Source organism: Pedococcus sp. (assembly GCF_036554925.1).
GTDB lineage: Bacteria > Actinomycetota > Actinomycetes > Actinomycetales > Dermatophilaceae > Pedococcus_A.
On record NZ_DATBMI010000082.1, the window covers coordinates 1 to 18,450 of the forward strand.

The 18,450-nt window shown below is 72.4% G+C and carries 17 protein-coding genes; 8 read left to right on the forward strand and 9 right to left on the reverse strand.

Annotated elements, in window-relative coordinates; genetic code table 11:
* Together VIB11_RS06755 and VIB11_RS06760 are read right to left on the reverse strand one after the other, a co-directional pair.
* Positions 1-770: Clp protease N-terminal domain-containing protein (locus VIB11_RS06755; RefSeq protein WP_332029611.1), on the reverse strand; the 770-nt coding region annotated here is incomplete at its 3' end.
* Between the two features lie 246 nt (positions 771-1,016).
* The gene (locus VIB11_RS06760; protein ID WP_332029614.1) at positions 1,017-1,532 is read right to left on the reverse strand and encodes a hypothetical protein; all 516 of its coding nucleotides are present in this window, start codon (positions 1,530-1,532) and stop codon (positions 1,017-1,019) included.
* 230 nt (positions 1,533-1,762) lie between these two features.
* On the opposite strand from VIB11_RS06760, the gene VIB11_RS06765 reads away from it, so the two are divergent.
* Positions 1,763-2,596, forward strand: a complete 834-nt coding sequence (locus VIB11_RS06765; protein WP_332029615.1) for a DUF4397 domain-containing protein — start codon at positions 1,763-1,765, stop codon at positions 2,594-2,596.
* 43 nt (positions 2,597-2,639) lie between these two features.
* Positions 2,640-3,413: a class F sortase gene (locus tag VIB11_RS06770; RefSeq protein WP_332029617.1), complete on the forward strand. Its 774-nt coding sequence runs from the start codon at positions 2,640-2,642 to the stop codon at positions 3,411-3,413.
* Positions 3,414-3,420: 7 nt separating this feature from the next.
* Here the strand turns inward: VIB11_RS06770 and paaK are convergent, their stop codons facing one another.
* Positions 3,421-4,710: a phenylacetate--CoA ligase PaaK gene (gene paaK / locus VIB11_RS06775; RefSeq protein WP_332029619.1), complete on the reverse strand. Its 1,290-nt coding sequence runs from the start codon at positions 4,708-4,710 to the stop codon at positions 3,421-3,423.
* Positions 4,711-4,934: 224 nt separating this feature from the next.
* Here paaK and VIB11_RS06780 point away from each other — a divergent pair, with 224 nt between their 5' ends.
* Genes VIB11_RS06780 through VIB11_RS06800 form a run of 5 tightly spaced genes read left to right on the forward strand, consistent with a single transcriptional unit; the run spans position 4,935 to position 9,835 of the window.
* Entirely contained in the window at positions 4,935-5,789 is an 855-nt protein-coding gene (locus tag VIB11_RS06780; protein WP_332029621.1) for a S1C family serine protease, read from the forward strand.
* A 29-nt stretch (positions 5,790-5,818) separates the two neighbouring features.
* Entirely contained in the window at positions 5,819-6,853 is a 1,035-nt protein-coding gene (locus VIB11_RS06785; protein ID WP_332029623.1) for a MoxR family ATPase, read from the forward strand.
* Positions 6,832-7,725 (forward strand): DUF58 domain-containing protein, encoded by an 894-nt coding sequence (locus VIB11_RS06790; RefSeq protein ID WP_332029625.1) that lies wholly within the window; start codon positions 6,832-6,834, stop codon positions 7,723-7,725. The genes VIB11_RS06785 and VIB11_RS06790 overlap by 22 nt, the downstream gene beginning before the upstream one ends.
* Complete coding sequence (locus VIB11_RS06795) at positions 7,722-8,723, forward strand: VWA domain-containing protein (protein WP_332029627.1); 1,002 nt, start codon at positions 7,722-7,724, stop codon at positions 8,721-8,723. Before VIB11_RS06790 ends, VIB11_RS06795 begins: the two co-directional genes overlap by 4 nt.
* A gap of 2 nt (positions 8,724-8,725) precedes the next feature.
* Positions 8,726-9,835: a VWA domain-containing protein gene (locus VIB11_RS06800; protein WP_332029629.1), complete on the forward strand. Its 1,110-nt coding sequence runs from the start codon at positions 8,726-8,728 to the stop codon at positions 9,833-9,835.
* Positions 9,836-9,848: 13 nt separating this feature from the next.
* On the opposite strand, the gene VIB11_RS06805 is transcribed toward VIB11_RS06800, so the two are convergent.
* From VIB11_RS06805 to VIB11_RS06815, 3 genes are all read right to left on the reverse strand, one after another.
* Positions 9,849-11,462 carry a glycoside hydrolase family 32 protein gene (locus VIB11_RS06805; RefSeq protein WP_332029631.1) on the reverse strand — a complete coding sequence of 538 codons (1,614 nt, stop codon included), beginning with the start codon at positions 11,460-11,462 and terminating at the stop codon, positions 9,849-9,851.
* 154 nt (positions 11,463-11,616) lie between these two features.
* The gene (locus tag VIB11_RS06810) at positions 11,617-13,194 is read right to left on the reverse strand and encodes a glycoside hydrolase family 68 protein (RefSeq protein WP_332029633.1); all 1,578 of its coding nucleotides are present in this window, start codon (positions 13,192-13,194) and stop codon (positions 11,617-11,619) included.
* A gap of 403 nt (positions 13,195-13,597) precedes the next feature.
* Positions 13,598-14,209: a CGNR zinc finger domain-containing protein gene (locus tag VIB11_RS06815; RefSeq protein WP_332029634.1), complete on the reverse strand. Its 612-nt coding sequence runs from the start codon at positions 14,207-14,209 to the stop codon at positions 13,598-13,600.
* An 83-nt stretch (positions 14,210-14,292) separates the two neighbouring features.
* On the opposite strand from VIB11_RS06815, the gene VIB11_RS06820 reads away from it, so the two are divergent.
* Positions 14,293-14,820 carry a hypothetical protein gene (locus tag VIB11_RS06820; RefSeq protein WP_332029636.1) on the forward strand — a complete coding sequence of 176 codons (528 nt, stop codon included), beginning with the start codon at positions 14,293-14,295 and terminating at the stop codon, positions 14,818-14,820.
* A 62-nt stretch (positions 14,821-14,882) separates the two neighbouring features.
* Here VIB11_RS06820 and VIB11_RS06825 read toward each other — a convergent pair whose 3' ends face one another.
* From VIB11_RS06825 to VIB11_RS06835, 3 genes are all read right to left on the reverse strand, one after another.
* Positions 14,883-15,710 carry an Fpg/Nei family DNA glycosylase gene (locus tag VIB11_RS06825; RefSeq protein WP_332029638.1) on the reverse strand — a complete coding sequence of 276 codons (828 nt, stop codon included), beginning with the start codon at positions 15,708-15,710 and terminating at the stop codon, positions 14,883-14,885.
* Between the two features lie 124 nt (positions 15,711-15,834).
* Positions 15,835-16,761 (reverse strand): Ku protein, encoded by a 927-nt coding sequence (locus VIB11_RS06830; protein ID WP_332029640.1) that lies wholly within the window; start codon positions 16,759-16,761, stop codon positions 15,835-15,837.
* Between the two features lie 42 nt (positions 16,762-16,803).
* Entirely contained in the window at positions 16,804-17,883 is a 1,080-nt protein-coding gene (locus VIB11_RS06835) for a hypothetical protein (protein WP_332029642.1), read from the reverse strand.
* Positions 17,884-18,450 lie beyond the last annotated feature (567 nt).

An 18,450-nucleotide genomic window follows, 5' to 3' on the forward strand; every position in this document is an offset into this window, starting at 1 on the left:
ACGAGCGCGCCGAGGTCGAGGGTGTAGAGCTGCTTGTCCTTGAGGGTCTCGGGCACCTCGCCCTTGACGATGTCCTGGGCCAGGCCCTCGACCACGGCGGTCTTGCCGACGCCGGGCTCGCCGATGAGGACGGGGTTGTTCTTGGTGCGGCGGGACAGCACCTGCATGACCCGCTCGATCTCCTTCTCGCGCCCGATGACCGGGTCGAGCTTGCCCTCGCGGGCGGCCTGGGTGAGGTTGCGGCCGAACTGGTCGAGGACGAGCGACCCCGCCGGGGTGCCCTCCTGCTGCACGCCGGCTCCCATGGACGAGCCGCCTGCGCCCTCCTTGCCCTGGTAGCCGGAGATCAGCTGGATGACCTGCTGGCGCACGCGGTTGAGGTCCGCGCCGAGCTTGACGAGGACCTGGGCCGCGACGCCCTCGCCCTCGCGGATGAGGCCGAGCAGGATGTGCTCGGTGCCGATGTAGTTGTGGCCGAGCTGCAGCGCCTCGCGCAGGCTCAGCTCGAGGACCTTCTTGGCACGCGGCGTGAACGGGATGTGCCCCGACGGCGCCTGCTGGCCCTGCCCGATGATCTCCTGGACCTGCTCGCGGACCGACTCCAGCGAGATGCCGAGGCTCTCCAGAGCCTTGGAGGCGACGCCTTCACCCTCGTGGATGAGGCCGAGCAGGATGTGCTCCGTGCCGATGTAGTTGTGGTTGAGCATGCGCGCTTCCTCCTGCGCAAGCACGACCACCCGACGGGCACGGTCGGTGAACCGTTCAAACATCTCTCTGCTCCTGCCTAATCGAGATCACCTCGATGCTATCCGTGCGGGACGACGCCGGTGAACGTGTCAGAGCGACCGATGCCTGATCGGGACCGCCCTGCAGCGACCCGCACGGTGATACATGGGGGCAAACGCGGCCGTATGCCACGGTGTTCCCCTCTCTGAGCCGACCCGACTCATGTTCGCCGTGGGCGGACGCGCAGCCGCGGTGCGCCACGTGGCCGGCCCCGCGGCACACCGCCCGTGTCACGCGTCCGGGCCCTTGCTGCGGACCTCCTCGACCTGCTTCATGGCGGTCCGCAGCTCGCCCAGCCAGGCCTCGGAGCGCTCGCCGACCAGCCGGACGCACCAGGCCAGCGCGTCCGCACGGGAACGAGCGACGCCCGCCTCGACCAGCGTGTCGAGGACCTGGCGCTCCGGCTGGCGCAGCCGGGTCATGACCGGGGCGGCGAGGTGCGTGAACAGCACCTCGCGGTCCCCGACGCGCACGCCCCACGAGACCTTCTTGCCGCTCAGGTGCTCGAGCTCGCGGGCGATCTCGATGCGCTTGTCGCGGGTGTCCTCGCGGAAGGACGTGGTCCGGCCACGGGCGGCGACCTCGCGGGCGGCCTCGTCGGCGTCGTCGGGCAGCTGCGGCTCCGGGAGGGAGCCGACGATGACGATCTCGTCGCGGTCGCGGCGGACCTCGACCGGGCCGGTGAACCACTCCTCCGGGAGGCGACCGGCCAGCCATGCCTCCGCAGTCGTTGTGCGTGTAGTCATGTAATCATGATTACAAGGCTGACGGCGGAGCGCCATGGCCACCGTGTCCGCCCACAGCGGAACCGGGGTTCGACCGGTCTGCCGGGCGGCCACCGAGGACGCCCCGGCAGGCGAAACTTGCGCAACCAGTCAAAGAAATTGAAGAACTTTCCCATCCATCGAGGCCGCCGAACCGAACCGGGTTCGTCAGGACGCCCCACGAGGGGGCCCACGGAGGGAAGGGCATACCCATGAAGACTCAGAAGACCCACGCGCGGCGAGCGACCCTTGCTGCTGCCGGCGTGCTCGCCGCGGCCGGTCTGGCCGCGCTGCCGGCGCAGGCCGCCACTGCAGGTGCCACCGTCACGGTGGTGCACGGCATACCCGACACCCCCGTCGACGTCTACGTCGACGGCAACCGCGCCCTGTCGAACTTCGAGTTCGAGACCGTCACCGACCCGATCAGCCTGCCGGCCGGGTCGCACGACATCGAGGTGCGGCCCGCCGGGGCGGCCGCCGGCTCCGACCCCATCCTCGAGCTCTCCCCAGACCTGCCCGCGGGCGCGAACGCGACCGTGGTGGCCCACCTGACGGCGGAGGGCCAGCCCTCGATCAAGCCGTTCATCAACCCCACTGAAGCCGTGCCGGACGGCATGGGGCGCCTCGTGGTGCGCCACACGGCTGCCGCACCCGCCGTCGACGTGCTCGCCGGTGGGGAGGCGGTCATCAGCGACCTCAGCAACCCGGACGAGAAGATGCTGATGGTGCCGGCCGGCACCGTCTCGGCCTCCGTCGCGGCCGCGGGCACGACCGAGCCGGTGATCGGCCCGGTCGACCTGCCGGTGCAGTCGGGCCAGACCCTGGTGGTCTACGCGGTCGGCAGCCTCGAGGGCGACACCCTCACCGCGGTCACGCAGTCGTACGCCAGCAGTGGCGGCGCCGCCCCCACCACGGTCAACGCCGGCACCGGCGGCCAGGCCGACGGCACCCCAGCCGCACCGCTCCTGGTCCTGACCGGGCTCGCCGGGGCCGCCCTGGCCGCGGCGGGCTCGCGCCGCCTGGCCCGCGCCGCCGCCGGGCGCTGACCCGTCTCCACGAGACGACACCGAGTCGACACGAGGGACGCGCGTGCAGCACGGCAGGCACCGGCGACCGGGGCTGACCACCCTGGTCGCCGGTGTCCTGCTGCTCGCGGCCACCGGCGTGGGTGCGGCGGTCCAGGCCTCCGACCGCGCGGCACCGAACGCCGGCGATGTGCCCTCGGCCGTCCTCTCCCCACCCAGCCCGGGCGACCTGACGACGTCGGACCCTGCAGCACCCGCGTCGCCGAGCCCCTCGGCACCCTCCGCCCCACCCAGCCCCGCCCCACCCAGCCCCGCCCCACCCAGCTCCTCCACGACCGCGGTCACGAGCGCCACGCCCAGCCTGACGGTGGCGCCCGACCGCTCGTTCCGCCCCACCGCTGTGCGGGTGCCGGCGATCGGTGTCGAGGCGCCCGTCGTGCCGACCGGTGTGGACGCTGGGGGCGCGCTGGTGGTGCCCGAGAGCCCGCGAGAGGTGGGCTGGTGGTCCGGCGGGGCCGCGCCGGGCGCCCCCTACGGCACCATCCTCATGGCGGGTCACGTCGACTCCGCCGAGGAGGGCTTGGGCAGCCTGGTCGACCTCAGCCGCACGCCGGTCGGCGCGACCGTCACGGTGCGAGGTCCCGAGGGGAGCTCCGCCACCTACCGCGTCGTCGCCCGCCGCTCCTACCCCAAGGCGACCCTGCCCTGGCGTGAGCTGTTCCGCCAGGAGGTGCCGGCCCGCCTCCTCCTGGTCACCTGCGGCGGCGAGTTCGACCGCCGCACAGGGCACTACGAGCGCAACGTCGTGGTCTTCGCCGTGCCGGCGCAGTCCCGGTGACGCGGCGTCAGCGCAGGTGCCGCCGGTCGTCGATGCGACGGGCCTTCCCGAGCGAGCGCTCGAGGGCGTGCGGCTCCACGACCTCGGCGCTGATGGTGACACCGACCCGGTGCTTGACCCGGGACTGCAGGTCCCTGGCCAGCGCGGTGCGGCGCGCCTCCGGCAGCCCCTCGGCCACCGCCTCCACGCGCACGGTCAGCTCGTCCAGGCGGCCCGGCCGGGTGAGCACGCAGACGTAGTGCGGGGCGAGGCCGTCGACGGCGAGGATGTGCTCCTCGATCTGCGACGGGAAGACGTTGACGCCGCGCACGATCATCATGTCGTCGCTGCGGCCGGTGATCTTGGCCATCCGCCGGAACTGCGGGTATGCAGTGCCCGGCAGGAGCGTGGTCAGGTCGCGGGTGCGGTAGCGCACCACCGGCATGGCCTGCTTGGTGAGGGAGGTGAAGACCAGCTCCCCCTCCTCCCCGTCGGGCAGCACCTCCCCGGTGACGGGGTCGACGACCTCGGGGTGGAAGTGGTCCTCCCAGATGTGCAGGCCGTCCTGGGTCTGCCCCGACTCCTGGCTGACGCCCGGCCCCATCACCTCGGAGAGACCGTAGATGTCCACGGCGCGGATCCCGCTGCGGCGCTCCACCTCCTCGCGCATCTGCTCGGTCCACGGCTCCGCCCCGAAGATCCCGATCTCGAGGGAGGTCTGCCGGGGGTCGATGCCCTGCGCCTCCATCTCGTCGAGGATCGCGAGGAAGTAGGACGGGGTGACCATGATGATGCGGGGGCCGAAGTCGGTGATGAGCTGCACCTGGCGCTCGGTCATGCCGCCGGAGACCGGCACCACCGTGCAGCCGAGCCGCTCCGCGCCGTAGTGGGCGCCGAGGCCGCCGGTGAACAGGCCGTAGCCGTAGGCGACGTGCACCATGTCGCCCGCCCGTCCCCCGGCCGCCGAGATGGAGCGGGCCACGACCTCGGCCCACGTCTCCAGGTCGTCTCTCGTGTAGCCGACGACGGTGGGCCGGCCGGTGGTGCCGCTCGAGGCGTGGATGCGCGAGACCTGCTCGCGCGGGACCGCGAACATCCCGAACGGGTAGTTCGCGCGCAGGTCCGCCTTGGTCGTGAAGGGGAACCGCGCCAGGTCGGACAGCTCGCGCAGGTCGTCGGGGCTGACGCCGTGCTCGTCGAAGGCGCGGCGGTAGTGGGCGACGTTGTCGTAGGCGTGGCGCAGGCTCCACCGCATCCGCTCCAGCTGGAGGTCCCTCAGGGACGCAGGGTCGGGCGGGCCGAAGACTCCGGTGTCCATCCCTGGAACCTAGCGCTCGCGCCGGGACCGGTCGCGCGAGGCGTCGGCGTCGGCGCCTCCTCGCCGTGCCGCCGCGGCGAGTTCCCGAGAAGGGCGAGTGCCGAGAGGGCGGGTGCCGAGAGGGCGAGTGCCCGAAAGGGCGAGTTCCTGAGAAGACGGTGTGAGTCTGCTGCAGGCCGTGGGCAAGGCCCGGAAACACACGTACAGTCCGAAGGGTGGCCCGGATGGCAGCGCCGGAGACCGTGGGGGCGTCTGGCCCGACGCCCGCCGACGCACTGCCGCGACCGGCCCGGCGGCGCCCGCGATGGCACTGGCGCTGGGTCCTGGCCTCGGTGGCCCTCGTCGGAGTCGTCGCCGCGCTGCTCTGGCAGGGCGGCTCCGGCCCCGAGCCCCTGACGCGGGGCCAGGTCGACCGGCAGGTGCAGGAGCGCATCACCAAGGCCCTCGAGGAGCAGCGGGCGCAGCCACCGGACGCCGCTGTGGTCTACCAGGGCATCCTGCCGTCCCTGGTGCAGCTCACCTCGACGGGCGGGGCAGGACCGGACGGGTCGTCCGCCAGCACCGGTGCGGGCATCGTCGTCAACGCCAACGGGACGATCCTCACCGCACTGCACGTCGTCGCGGACGCCGAGAGCATCGAGGCCCGCTTCGCCGACGGCACCCTGGCCCGGGCCGAGATCGTGGCACGCCAGCCGGCGAACGACATCGCGGCGCTGCGGGTCGACCAGCTCCCGGAGGTCGTGGTGCCGGCCGTGCTCGGCGGCGGGGCACAGGTGGGCCACCCCGTCATCGCGGTCGGCCACCCCTTCGGCCTGTCGCGCACCCTGACCACCGGCGTGGTGTCCGCCCTGGACCGCTCGGCGCGGCTCGACCAGGACCGTGAGCTCTCCGGCCTGATCCAGTTCGACGCCGCGGTCAACCCCGGCAACTCCGGCGGCCCGCTGCTGAACCGGTCAGGTCAGGTCATCGGCGTCGTCACCGGGCTCGCCAACCCCACGGACCAGTCGTTCTTCGTCGGCATCGGGTTCGCCGTGCCGATCGCCACCGCCGGCGGCGCGGCCGACGCACCGCCCCTCTAGCCCGGCCGCCAGGCCACGGGAGGACAGCCATGGACGTCCACGGGACAGACGACCCCCAGGCGCAGCACCCGCTCGAGCACACCCTCTACCAGGTCAAGAAGACGATCGTGGGCCAGGACCTGCTCCTGGAGCGCATGCTGGTCGCGCTGCTCTCGCGTGGGCACCTGCTCGTCGAGGGTGTGCCCGGCCTGGCGAAGACGATGGCCATCAAGACTCTCGCCCAGGCCATCGGTGGCGAGTTCCAGCGCATCCAGTTCACCCCCGACCTGGTCCCGGCTGACCTCACCGGGACGCGCATCTACAACCAGCGGGACGGCGAGTTCCAGGTCTCGCTCGGCCCGGTCTTCGCCAACCTGCTCCTGGCCGACGAGATCAACCGCGCGCCGGCCAAGGTGCAGAGCGCACTGCTCGAGGTCATGCAGGAGCGCCAGGTGACCATCGGCCGCGAGAGCTACCCGGCGCCCGACCCGTTCCTGGTCATGGCCACCCAGAACCCGATCGAGTCCGAGGGGACGTACGCCCTGCCGGAGGCGCAGGTCGACCGGTTCATGCTCAAGGTCCTCGTCGGCTATCCCACACCCGGCGAGGAGTTCGTCGTGGTCGAGCGCATGACCGGCAGCCTCGAGGCGACCCAGCAGGTCGTCACCACCGAGCAGCTGCTGCAGTACCAGCGCGAGACCGACGCGGTCTACGTCGACCCCGCCGTCATCCAGTACGCCGTGCAGCTCGCCACCGCCACCCGCCAGCCCGTCTCGGTCGGCCTGCCCGACCTCGCACGGTACGTGTCCTTCGGCGCCAGCCCGCGGGCGTCGATCAACCTGGTTCGTGCCGCCAAGGCGCTCGCCTTCCTCCGCGGACGCGACTACGCGCTGCCGCTCGACGCCCGCGACCTCGCCCTGGACGTGCTCCGCCACCGCGTGGTCCTCTCCTACGAGGCCCTGGCCGACGGCCTCACCCCCGACGACCTGCTGCAGCCGGTCCTGGACGCGGTCGCGGTGCCCGACATCCCCCTCCGCGAGCGGGCCCCGGCCCCGGGACAGCCATGGACCACGCGCCCCCGCTGACGCCCGAGCGGGTCCTGCGCCGCCTGGAGTGGCGGGTCATCCGCCTGCTCGACGGCCGGCTGCAGGGCGACTACCGCACCCTGTTCCGGGGCGCCGGCACGGACTTCCACGACCTGCGCGAGTACGAGCCGGGCGACGACCTGCGCCACATCGACTGGAACGTCACGGCGCGGATGGACACGCCGTTCGTGCGCCAGTACGTCGAGGACCGTGAGGTCACCGCCTGGCTGCTCCTCGACCGGTCCCCCTCGATGGGCTTCGGCCCGGTCGACCGGCAGAAGGAGCACGTCGTCCTCGAGCTGGCCACCACCATCGCGCAGCTGCTCGCCCGCGGCGGCAACCGGGTCGGCGCCATGCTGTTCAGCAACGTCGTCGAGCTGACGATCCCACCGGGTCAGGGCCGCAACCAGGTCCTGCGCATCACGCACGAGCTGCTCCGCCCAGCCGAGCCCACCGGCACCGCCACCGACCTGTCGGTGCTGCTGCGAGCCGCCCTGGGTGTCGCGCGGCGGCGCTCCCTGGTGGTTCTCGTGTCGGACTTCATCAGCAGCCCCGGTTGGGAGCGGCCCCTCTCCCTGCTGGCCCGACGGCACGACGTGGTCGCCGTCCAGGTCGTCGATCCGCGCGAGTTCGAGCTGCCCGCCGTCGGCATGGTCTACGTCGAGGACGCCGAGACCGGGGAGCAGATCTTCGTCGACACCGACGACGCGGCATTCCAGCAGAGGCTCCGGGCCGCCGCGGACGAGCGACAGGCCGAGCTCCGGGACGGCGCCAGGTCCGCGGGGGTCGAGCTGTACCAGGTCGCGACGGACGAGGACCTCGTCCGCGCCCTCGCGCGGATCGCCGACCTGCGCAAGCGGGGCCGGCGATGACGTTCACCTGGCCCTGGATGCTCCTGTCGCTGCTGGCGATCCCCTTCCTGCTGGCGGGGTACCGCAGGCTGGTGCGCCGGCAGGACGCGCGGCGCGACCAGCTCGCGTCGATGGGCCTGGTGGTCCACGCGCGGGACCACCGCGCCGCGTCCCGGGGCCGTCGGACCAGGCACCTCGGGCCGGCACTCCTCCTCGCCGCCCTCACGCTGCTGCTCGTCGCGCTGGCCCGGCCGGAGGCCACGGTCGCGGACCCCCGCCGCGAGGGCACCGTGATCCTGGCGTTCGACGTCTCCACGAGCATGAGCGCGACCGACCTGCGGCCGACGCGGATGGAGGCCGCGAAGGCCGCGGCGCGGACGTTCGTCGAGCGCCAGCCGACGAGCATCCGCATCGGGGTGGTGGCCTTCGGCGAGAGCGGCGTCATCGCCCTGCAGCCCAGCACCGACCAGGCCCAGGTGCTGGCCGCCATCAACCGGCTCGCGCCGCAGGGCGCCACCGCGCTCGGGCGGGGGATCCTGACGTCCCTGACGGCCATCGCGGGACGCCCGATCGTCGCCTCCGAGTCGCCGACGGCCGGCGACCTCGAGGGTGTCGACGTCGGCTACTACGGGTCCTCCGCGGTCGTGCTGCTCTCGGACGGGGAGAACACCTCGGACCCCGACCCCCTGCCCCTCGCCGAGCTGGCCTCGGTCGCAGGCGTCCGGATCCACCCCATCGGCCTCGGCAGTCCCGAGGGCACGGTGCTGGAGGTGGACGGCTTCTCGGTGGCGACCGCCCTTGACGAGGAGCTGCTCCGTGAGATCGCCTCCACCACGGACGGCACGTACTACCGGGCCGCCGACGCCGCGGCCCTGGCCGACGTCTACGACTCCATCGACCTCGACTGGACCGCCCAGACCCGGCGCCTCGAGGTGACCGCGGTGCTGGCGGGGGCAGCCGCCCTGCTGCTCCTCGTCGGCGCCGTCGTGTCGCTGGTCCGGACGGGGAGGGTGGTGTAGCCATGTCCTTCGCCTGGCCGTGGGCCCTGGCCGTCCTCCTCGTGCTGCCCGCCCTCACCGCGGCATACCTGTGGCAGCTGCGGCGACGGCGTCGCGTGGCGGTGCGCCACTCCCAGGTGGCGCTGGTCCGGGCGGCCGCACCGCCGTCGGCGCGCTGGCGCAGGCACGTGCCGTTCGCGTTGGTGCTGGCCAGCCTGGGGCTCCTCGGCCTCGCGGGTGCCCGTCCGCAGGTCGAGGCCGAGGTCCCGACGGCAGGGACGGCGGTCATCCTCGCCCTCGACGTGTCGGGCTCGATGTGCGCCACCGATGTCGAGCCCAACCGTCTCACCGCCGCACAGGAGGCGGTCCGCGACTTCGTGAGTGCGCAGGAGGACGACCTGCGCATCGGCCTGGTCCTGTTCTCCGGGTTCGCGCAGCTGGCGGTGCCGCCGTCCACCGATCGCGAGGCGGTCCTCCGGGCGGTCGACACGCTGACCACGGGGCGTGGCACGACGATCGGCGCCGCCATCCTCAAGTCCGTGGACGCCATCGCGGAGATCAACCCGAACGTCGCGCCGGCGGACCCGGGCGACGAGCGCGGAGCGGACGTGCAGGGCACCCCGGCACCCGCCACGCCGTCCGGCCCCCCCGGCAGCAGCCCGCAAGGCGGCAGGCCTGACCCGGTACCCGAGATCATCGTCCTGCTGACGGACGGCGCCAACACCCGCGGGGTGACCCCCGAGGCAGCCGCCGAGCAGGCCGCCGCCCGCGGGGTGCGGGTCTTCCCGATCGGCTTCGGAACCACGAACCCGACCCGGCTCTTCTGCACCCGCGAACAGCTCGGCGCCGGCGACGTGAACCGCTTCGGCTCCGGACTGGGCGGGTTCGGCCGTGACGGCCGCAACTTCCTCGTCGTCGACGAGGACGCGCTGCGCGAGGTCGCCGACACGACGGGCGGCACCTACTTCCGCGCCAGCGACGCGGACCAGCTGCAGGGGGTGCTCGCCGACCTTCCCCGCCACGTGGACCGGCAGACGCGCGAGGTGGAGGTCAGTGCGGGCCTGGTCGCACTGGCTGCGCTCGCCCTGCTCGCCGCGGTGGGCCTCTCCGCGCGGTGGCGGGTCTTCCCCTAGGTACGGCGGGGCGTCACGACCCGAACGCCCTCACGCTCACGTCCTCGAAGGTGGACGCCCCACCGTCGCTCAACAGGGCCAGGCCGGTGGTGCCGGCCTCGGGCAGGGCGAGGGTGGTCACCGAGGTACGCCCACCGTGGGCGAAGACCTCCACGGAGCCGCGGTCGACGAGCACGTCGAGCCGGACCCTCCCGTCCTCCAGCGGCACCGGCACGCGGTACCGGGTGCCGAAGCGGTCGGTGAAGGCGGCCGGACCCGAGCCGGCCCGCTGCACCACGAGCTCGCCCGCCGTCCGGTCGTAGGAGACCCGGGCGCCCTCGCGCCCGCCGCGACCGAACAGCTGGACGGCGGCGGTGGCGGCGTCCCCGGGTCGCAGGGTCGCGCCCACCCAGTACGCCCCCTCGCGGTCCAGCGGGGCCAGCTCGCGCCGTCCGTCGACGTCCACGCGCGCCAGCGCCTGCTCCGGACCGCCAACGGCCCTCTCCACCGGCGCCGCCGGGTGGTTCCCGAGAACGAGCCCGGTCGGCGTCCGGTGCAGGACCAGCTCGCGCGGGATCGCCATGGAGCCGCGCCACGGCGCGGTCGGGACGTCGGCGGCATACGCCCAGTTGCTCATCCAGCCGATGACCACCGGCCGCTCGCCCGGTGCGTGTGACACCGACGTCGCCGCGTAGAAGTCGGGCCCGTGGTCCAGCCAGGTCTGTTCGTCCGGGGTGGGCCCGGTCGACCGCTCGTCGGAGGCCTCGAAGGTGGTCCCGTCGAACGTGCCCGTGAAGTAGCGCATACCCGAACCTCCAGCAACGCCGCCGGGATTCACGCTGAGCAGCATCACCCACTCGCGTCGGCCCGGCTGCCCCTCCACCGGCACCTGGACGAGCTCCGGCATCTCCCACAGCACACCCTCGGGCGCGTCCGCGCGGAAGTCGCTGAGGAAGTCCCAGTGCAGGAGGTCGTCGGACCGGTAGAGCTTCACCACGTGGTCGTCGGCGACCACGGTCGTCAGGACCCAGTAGCCACCCTGGGGGTACCACGTCACCTTCGGGTCGCGGAAGTGCCGTGACGGCGGGTCCAGGCTGAGCACCGGGTTGCCTGTGTGGCGCTGCCAGGTCTCCCCCCGGTCGGTGCTCCAGGCGACCGACTGGGCCTGGGTTCCCGGCTCATGGCCGGAGCCCTCCTTGAACACGCTGGTGTACACCGCCACCAGCGGCGGGTTCTCGGCCGTCCCGAGACCCGACCGGTTCTCCCGGTCGTAGACCACCGATCCCGAGAAGGCCTCCTCCTCTCGCGTGGCTGGCAGGGCGACCGGGTGCTCCTTCCAGCGCACGAGGTCGGTGCTCGAGGAGTGGCCCCACGACATGTTGCCCCAGTCGTTGCCGTGCGGGTTGTGCTGGTAGAAGACGTGGTAGCGGCCGTCCACGTAGACCAGGCCGTTGGGGTCGTTCATCCAGTTCTGCTGCGGGGTCAGGTGGGCGACCGGCCTCCAGTGCGGGGTCTCGGCGATGCTCACGCCGCCATCCTCCCCGCTCCCCCCACGCGGGGCGAGCAGGACGGCCAGCACCGCGACGAGCAACGATGCCACCGCGACGGCGACCGCGTGGGTCGGCTGGCGAGGTGTGGTGGTGGACACGGCAGGTCGCTCCTCGGGGCTGTCATGGGTCGGTTGGCCACGTTGTTCTCCGCGTTGCTGGTGGGCGGGCGCCCGGGCCCCTGCCCCGGGCGCCCGCCCTGCTCAGTGCTGCGCGTGCCGTATGCCGTGTGGCAGGCTCGGCCGCGCCGTCGGCTCAGCCTCGCTTCTCGGCCCGCGGGGCTGCCGGGGCCTTGGTGAAGCCCTTGCCACCGACGTGCTTGTTGGTCGGCAGCCAGCCGTAGGGGCCGAGGCCGTTGTCGCCGAACTCCCTGTCGACCGTGGACTTCCCGCCGAAGAAGTTGATCTTGACCGTCGGCGCGAGCGTGCCGCCGCGTCGGCCGTCCACGTTGTCGATGAAGGACTGCACGAGGCCGTTCGGCTGCACGTAGTGCGAGTACGCCTGGAACTGGCGCGGGTTCTGGCCCTGGGTCGGGGACTCGGGGCGGTCCGGGGGGAGGTTGAGGTCCGTCGGCGAGCCGAGGACGAGCCCGCTGTCGTTGAGCGGCTGGTAGTCCGAGCGGATGCCGTCGCCCACGAATCCGTAGACGCCGTCGGGGCCGCGGGTTCCCGCCGCGTACGTGAACTGGTGGCTGATGGTGAACAGGTAGTACTTCAGCTTGCCGTTCTCCCGCTGGATGTAGACCTGCGGGCGCTCGGTCTGGTCGTTCACGCAGTTCGCCGAGAGCAGCGGGGGCAGCAGCTTCCACCGCGTCAGGCTCTTGTTCTCCGCCACCGCGAGGCCGATGTTGGCCCGCTGGTAGTAGGCACCGCTGTCGTTCACCTGCGAGACGGTCTCACCGTTCTCCTCGCCCTTGCGGTAGCCGAGGTCGGAGGCATCACACCTGGTCGCGTCGGAGCCGCGCTCGCCGGCCGAGTTGCCCTCGAAGACCATGAAGGTCTTGCCCGGGTGGGCGGGGTCCTCGAAGGTGAACGGGTCCCGGAACGCGAACATCTGGTTCTGCTCGGGGGTCTGGTACAACGTGCCGTCCGGCTCGAGCAGCTCGGTGTGCTGGGTGAAGCCGTCGAACGAGACGCCACTCCTGTCAGCGTGGATCTTCCCGAACGACGAGGCGATCACCGCCGGCTTTCCCTCGGTGCCGGGGCGCTTGCCCTTGGGCCCGGTGGTCGCCGTGTAGAAGGTCTGGACGGTGTTGCCGCGGATGAGACGGGTCGAACCGGACCACTCCGTGGTGCTGATCGAGGCGTCGTCCGGGAAGAGGTAGCCGCCGTACTTCCAGGGCGTCGTCCTCGGGTCGGCGTTCGTCGGACGGAAGAAGTAGCCGATCCGGGCGTTCCAGTGCCGGTCGTCGAAGGGGATGTCACGCGGCGCGACGAGCGAGAAGATGACGTCCCAGCCCTTGTAGCTCAGCTGGTTCGCGCTCTCGTCGGTGAGCGACCACGTGTCCCAGACCCAGACCTCGTCGGTCATCGTCGGGAAGTCCTTCGGGATCTCGGGCATGGTCTGCGACTGGGGCACGGAGTTCTCTCCGCGCGAGGCGGACGCGTCCTGCTGCGCCATGATCTGCCGGGCGTCGGCGCGGGTCCACCTGGCCGTGAAGTCGGCTTCGGGGTCGTACGCCTTCTGCGTGTGCCTGGTCGGCTCCGGCACGTCGCCGTCCGCGGCCGAGGTCGGCGCCGCGACGAGCAGGGTGGTGGCCACCGCGCCGGCGGCAGCGACCGCACCAGCGCGGCGCAATGATCTGTGCGGCAAGGGGTTTCGGAACGTAGACATGGATGTCCTCCTGCTGGGGTGGTGGGGGGTCGGGATCCTTCCGGGGACTCACCCGTCACGTGCCCACACCATCGGGGGCAGTCCACTGACAACGTTGTCACGCAGCGCCTGCTTCGACGCAGGCGGCATCCTGGCGTGCTGGGGTGGTCCGCTCACCGGCGGCGGGAAGCCTCCTGCTCCTCTCCCCGCCCGTCGCCCTCAGGCTCCGGCGTGCGTCGCCAACGCTAGGCAAACGGGGCGATCCGCCGCAAAACGCTGCCCTCCCCTTGCAACGGATACCAACGGGTATGGCGACGGCCGGCTGCAGTCCCGTGCTCACCGGCGGTGCGCGCGGACCGAAAACCGCATCTCAGGATGTGGATCTTGCAGAAACGGTGTGACCGCGGCCACAGGGAGGGCTCCGTCAGCCCCGCCCGCCCTCCAGCCGGGCACGCTCGGCATGCGCGCGGACCTTCGCACGGTTGCCGCACCACGCCATGGAGCACCAGCGGCGCCGGCCGCGCGCGTCGAGGAAGAGCCACCCGCAGCCCGGCCCCGGGCAGGCGCGCACATCGCCGAGGCGGCCCTGGGTGAGGAACTCGGCACCCACCCGGCCCGCGGCCAGCAGCGGGAGGTCGAGGTCCACCGGCAGTCGCCACAGGGGCGGGTCACCTGCGGTCAGCGTGGCCCGGGCTGCGGCACGCTGCGCCACGTCACCCACGGGGCGCAGCCCGCGGCTGTGGTGTGGGTCCAGGATCGCCGCACGCAGGTGGTGCCGGAGGCTGCGCACCTCCGCAACCACTGCAGCCGCGCCCTCTGGATCCCGCGTCGCCGCACGCCGCAGCGTCGCCGCGGGCACCCCACCGAGGAGCCCGGCGAGCTCGGACCACACGGCGAGCTCGTCGTAGCCGGGCAGCCACTCGCTGCGGTCGGCCGGCGGGTCGGCCCACCCGGCAAGGGTGTTGCACAGGTCCAGCGCGGGGTGGCCACCGGCCCGCTGCGGGACCCTGACGCCCTCGACCGACTCCCAGTGCACCGGCCCATTGTGCCTTGACCGGCCGCCGGGGACCATGGTTGGGTCTAACCACACATTTTGCCTTTACTGGTTAGGAGACTTGGATGCGCACCAGCACTGTCGCCGCCTCGACCGCTGTGGCAGCGGCCTTCGCGCTCTGCGCGGGGGCCGCGCCCGCCTCCGCCGGCGGGTCGCCCTGGGTGCCCTACGAGCAGCCGGACATCCTCGTCCCCGCGGCGCGCTCCACCTGCGCGTTCGACGTGCAGGAGACGGTGGTCGAGGACGACGAGTACTACAGGAACACCGAGCTCTACCCGGACGGCACGGTGAAGACGCAACGGTGGCGGGGTCCCCTCGTCATGCGCTACACCAACGTCTCCACTGGCGCGTCCGTGGTGCGCGACCTCAGCGCCACGGCGACCGTGCACTACCGTCCCGACGGCTCCATGGCCTCGATGGTGTCCGAGCACGGAGCCTTCGGGGCGACGATGCCCGCCGGGAGCAGCCCGGCGAGTGGCATCTACGTCCTGGACGGCCGCGGCACGACGCTGAGCCTGGGCGCCGACGGCACGCGCTCCTTCACGCTCGGCAGGCACGGGAGCGCCGAGAACATCTGCGAGGCGATCGACTGAGGCGTGCGGCACCCGAGAACCGCCCCGGGCCGGGCCACCCCCTCCGGCCCGGGGTCCGGGCGCTACCTGCGCCGCTGGCAGCGGCCGCACCAGAACAGGTTCCGGCCGGCCACCACCTGGGTGCGGACCCTCGAGCCGCAGACCCGGCACGGCTCCCCGGCTCGCCGGTAGACGTAGGAGGTGCGCTCCTCGAGCCGGTCCACCTCACCGCGCGCGAGGTCGGCGCGCACCTGCTCGACCTGCTCCTCGACGGTGACGATCCTGCCGGTGGCCACCCCCAGAGGGAGCAGCTCGACCAGGTCGGCCCAGATCGCCTCCCAGGTCGAGCGCCGGATCTCCTTCCCGGGCCGGTGGGGGTTGACCCGCTGCCGGAAGAGCACCTCGCAGCGGTAGACGTTCCCCACACCGGCGAGCACCGACTGGTCCATGAGCAGCTCGGCGATGCTGCGCGAGCTGCGCGAGACCTTGCGCCATCCCGTCCCGGGGTCGGGGTCCGGCCGCAGCGGGTCCGGGCCCAGACGCGACGTGACCGCCTCGACCTGCTCCGGGGTGATGACCGCGCAGAGGTTGGGCCCGCGCAGGTCGCCCACGTGCTCGGGCGTCGCGAGCCGCAGGCGCACCTGCCCGACGACGGGGACCTCACCGGCATACGGGCGCTCGTCGATGGTGAAGGTGCCGATGAGGCCAAGGTGCACGTGCAGCCAGGCGTCCCCAGCGAACTCGGCGAACAGGTGCTTGCCCCACGACGTGGCGTGGAGCATCTCGCGGCCGTCGAGCAGGCCGGCCCCGGCGGTGAACCTGCCCTGGGGACTGCTCACCTGCGGGCTCGACCCGGCGAAGGCCGCGTCGAGGTCGCGGGCGAGGGCGAACAGCGTGTGGCCTTCTGGCATGGAGACATCCTGCGGCACTCCTGCACTGCGGCGCATGGCGGCCACCGAGACCGGCGTGCACCGCGGAGGGAAGGGGTATGCCGCGTGGCCCGGCCGCGCGGCACACCCGGCCTGAGGTCTGTGGCTAGCTCGCTTTGCTGGCGGCCTTCTTGGCAGCGGCCGGCTTCGCCGCGGCCTTCTTGGCCGTCGACTTCTTGGCGGCCGGCTTCCTCGCCGTGGACTTCTTCGTCGCGGCCTGCTTCGCGGGCGCCTTCTCCGCCGCCGGCGCCTCGCCGCGTGACGCCTTCGCCTTCTCCACCGACTTCGCCAGCGCCGCAAGGAGGTCCACGACCTCGCCGGACTCGTCCTTGGACTCCGGGGCCATCCGGACCTCGCCGCCCTCGACCTTGGCCCTGACCAGCGCCTCGACGGCCTGGGCGTAGTCGTCCTCGTACTCGTCGGGGTCGTAGTCGCCGGCGAGCGACTCGATCAGCATGTTCGCCATCTCGAGCTCCTTCGCCGTGGCGTGCGCGTCCTCGTCGAGGCTGGCGAAGTCGGCGGCGCGGATCTCGTCGGGCCAGAGCATGGTCTGCATGACGATCACGCCGTCCTTGACCCGCAGCACGGCCATCGTCATGCGGGTGCGGATCGACACCGTCACCACGGCCATCCGGTCCGCCTGCTCGAGCGCGTCGCGGAGGAGGATGTACGGCTTGGCTGCGGACTTGTCCGGCTCGAGGTAGTAGGACTTGTCGAGCAGCATCGGGTCGATCTGGTCGGCCGGGACGAACTTCTGGACCGAGATCTCCTTCGAGCTCGCCGCCGGGAGCTCCTTGAAGTCCTCGTCGGTGAGCACGACCATCTCGCCGTCCTCGGTCTCGTAGCCCTTCGCGATGTCGTCGTACGAGACCTGGTCCCCATCGATCGAGCAGATCCGCTGGTACTTGATGCGGCCGCCGTCCTCGCGGTGCACCTGTCGGAACTGCACGTCGTGGTTCTCGGTCGCGGAGTAGAGCCGGATCGGCACGTTGACGAGGCCGAAGGAGACGGCCCCCTTCCAGATCGCTCGCATGCCCTGCTTCCTCCCGTGTGCCGTGCCGGTCGCGTCGACGGGTCAAGCATGCCTCGCCCGCGGCGTGGGTGCATCGTCCTTTGCGGACCCCGTGGCACACCGACGCTGGTCTCGGCGGACCACGACGATGGCCAGCAGCACCGCGAGCACACCGAAGACGAGGTTGTGGACCAGGCGGTTGGTGGGGTCCACCCCGGGAACCGCGGGGGCGAGGAACCCGATGACGGCCCAGGCCAGCAGGGCTCCGGCAGCGAGTGCCGCGGGCTGCCCGTCCCGCCAGTGCCCGGAGACCGACAGCCGGGCCACCGAGACCACGGTCCCGGCCGCCAGGACCCAGACCACACTGACGCCGAGCCACGTCGGGGGCACCAGCTCCGCGGTCAGCTTCACCGCGAACGCCCCGCACAGGAGCCAGAGCGCCCGAGGTGGCACTCGCTGCGTCGTCGTGGGCAGCGGCCTGCCGATGCGGCTGAGGGCCAGGGCCACCAGGGCCCCCGCCACCACCGTCGCCCCGACCAGCTGTGCCTTCGAGGGCCCCCCACCCTGGACGCTCCGCTGGTCGGCATGGATGAGGGCCGCGGCCCCGAGCACGAGCGAAGCCATGACCGCCAGCCCGCGGGGGCCAAGCCACGGCCGACCTGCCCACCGCGGCCACGCCCAGTGGACGAGGGCAACCGGGACGCCGATGCTCATGACGACGTGGCCGCCGACCCACGTGGTCGAGGCAGCTGCGCTGACCCCGAGCAGGCCGACGAGGGTGGGCGTGAACGCCTCGTCGAAGGCCGGCACCCCGGTGTCGACGGACAGGAACAGGCTCATGTCGACGATCCCCGCCTGCACCACGCCGAACGCGGCGGCCAGCAGGAGCACCCCCGGCCAGCCACGCCCCGTGCGCACCGCCGTCTCGCGGATGAGCACGGCCGTGCCACCGTAGAGCGGCGCGAGCACGAGCAGGGCCCCCACCAGCTCGAGCGGCCTGCCCGTGATCGGGAGGTAGGCCTGGATGAACTCGGCGCAGATCGGCGCCAGGACCAACAGGACGCCCAGCGGCAGCGCCCTGCTGCGCGTGACGCGACTCAGGTGCCTCACCGTCGTCCTCCGCTCCCGGTCGACCGCGGTCATGGTTTTACTAGAGCACGTACTCTATTATTGAGTCGTGTCCGCTGTCCACCACCTCGTCCACCGTGGCCACCTCCTCGAGGTGACCCTGACCCGCAAGGGCGCCCTGGCCACCGCCGAGCTGAGGGTGGACGGCACTGCGGTGTCGACCAGGTCGGCGGAGCTGTCCTCGATCGCCTTCGAGGTCGCGACGCTTGACTCCACTCCGGCGGCCCTGGCCGGCCTGACCGTGCGGGCGGCGGCGTACCCGGTGGTCGGGGGCCCCGGACGCGTCCAGCTCGTGCTGCCGGGAGCCCTGACCCCCACGTTCCCAGCGGGCCTGCGCCGCCACCGGCGCAGGACCATCCCCTTCGAGCCGCCCGAGGGCACCCGGGCCCACCGCAGCCACCAGTGGCAGCGGCGCCATCCGTGGCTCGCCGCTTCGCGCCATGTCGTCATCGCCGTCGCGCAGGTCGCGGTGGCGCTGTTGACGCTGAGGCTGGCACTCAGCCTCGACCTGTGGGGCTGGCTGCCCCAGCTCCGCCTGCCGCGGATCGACCTGCCGACGGTTCGCCTGCCGGACCTGCCGCG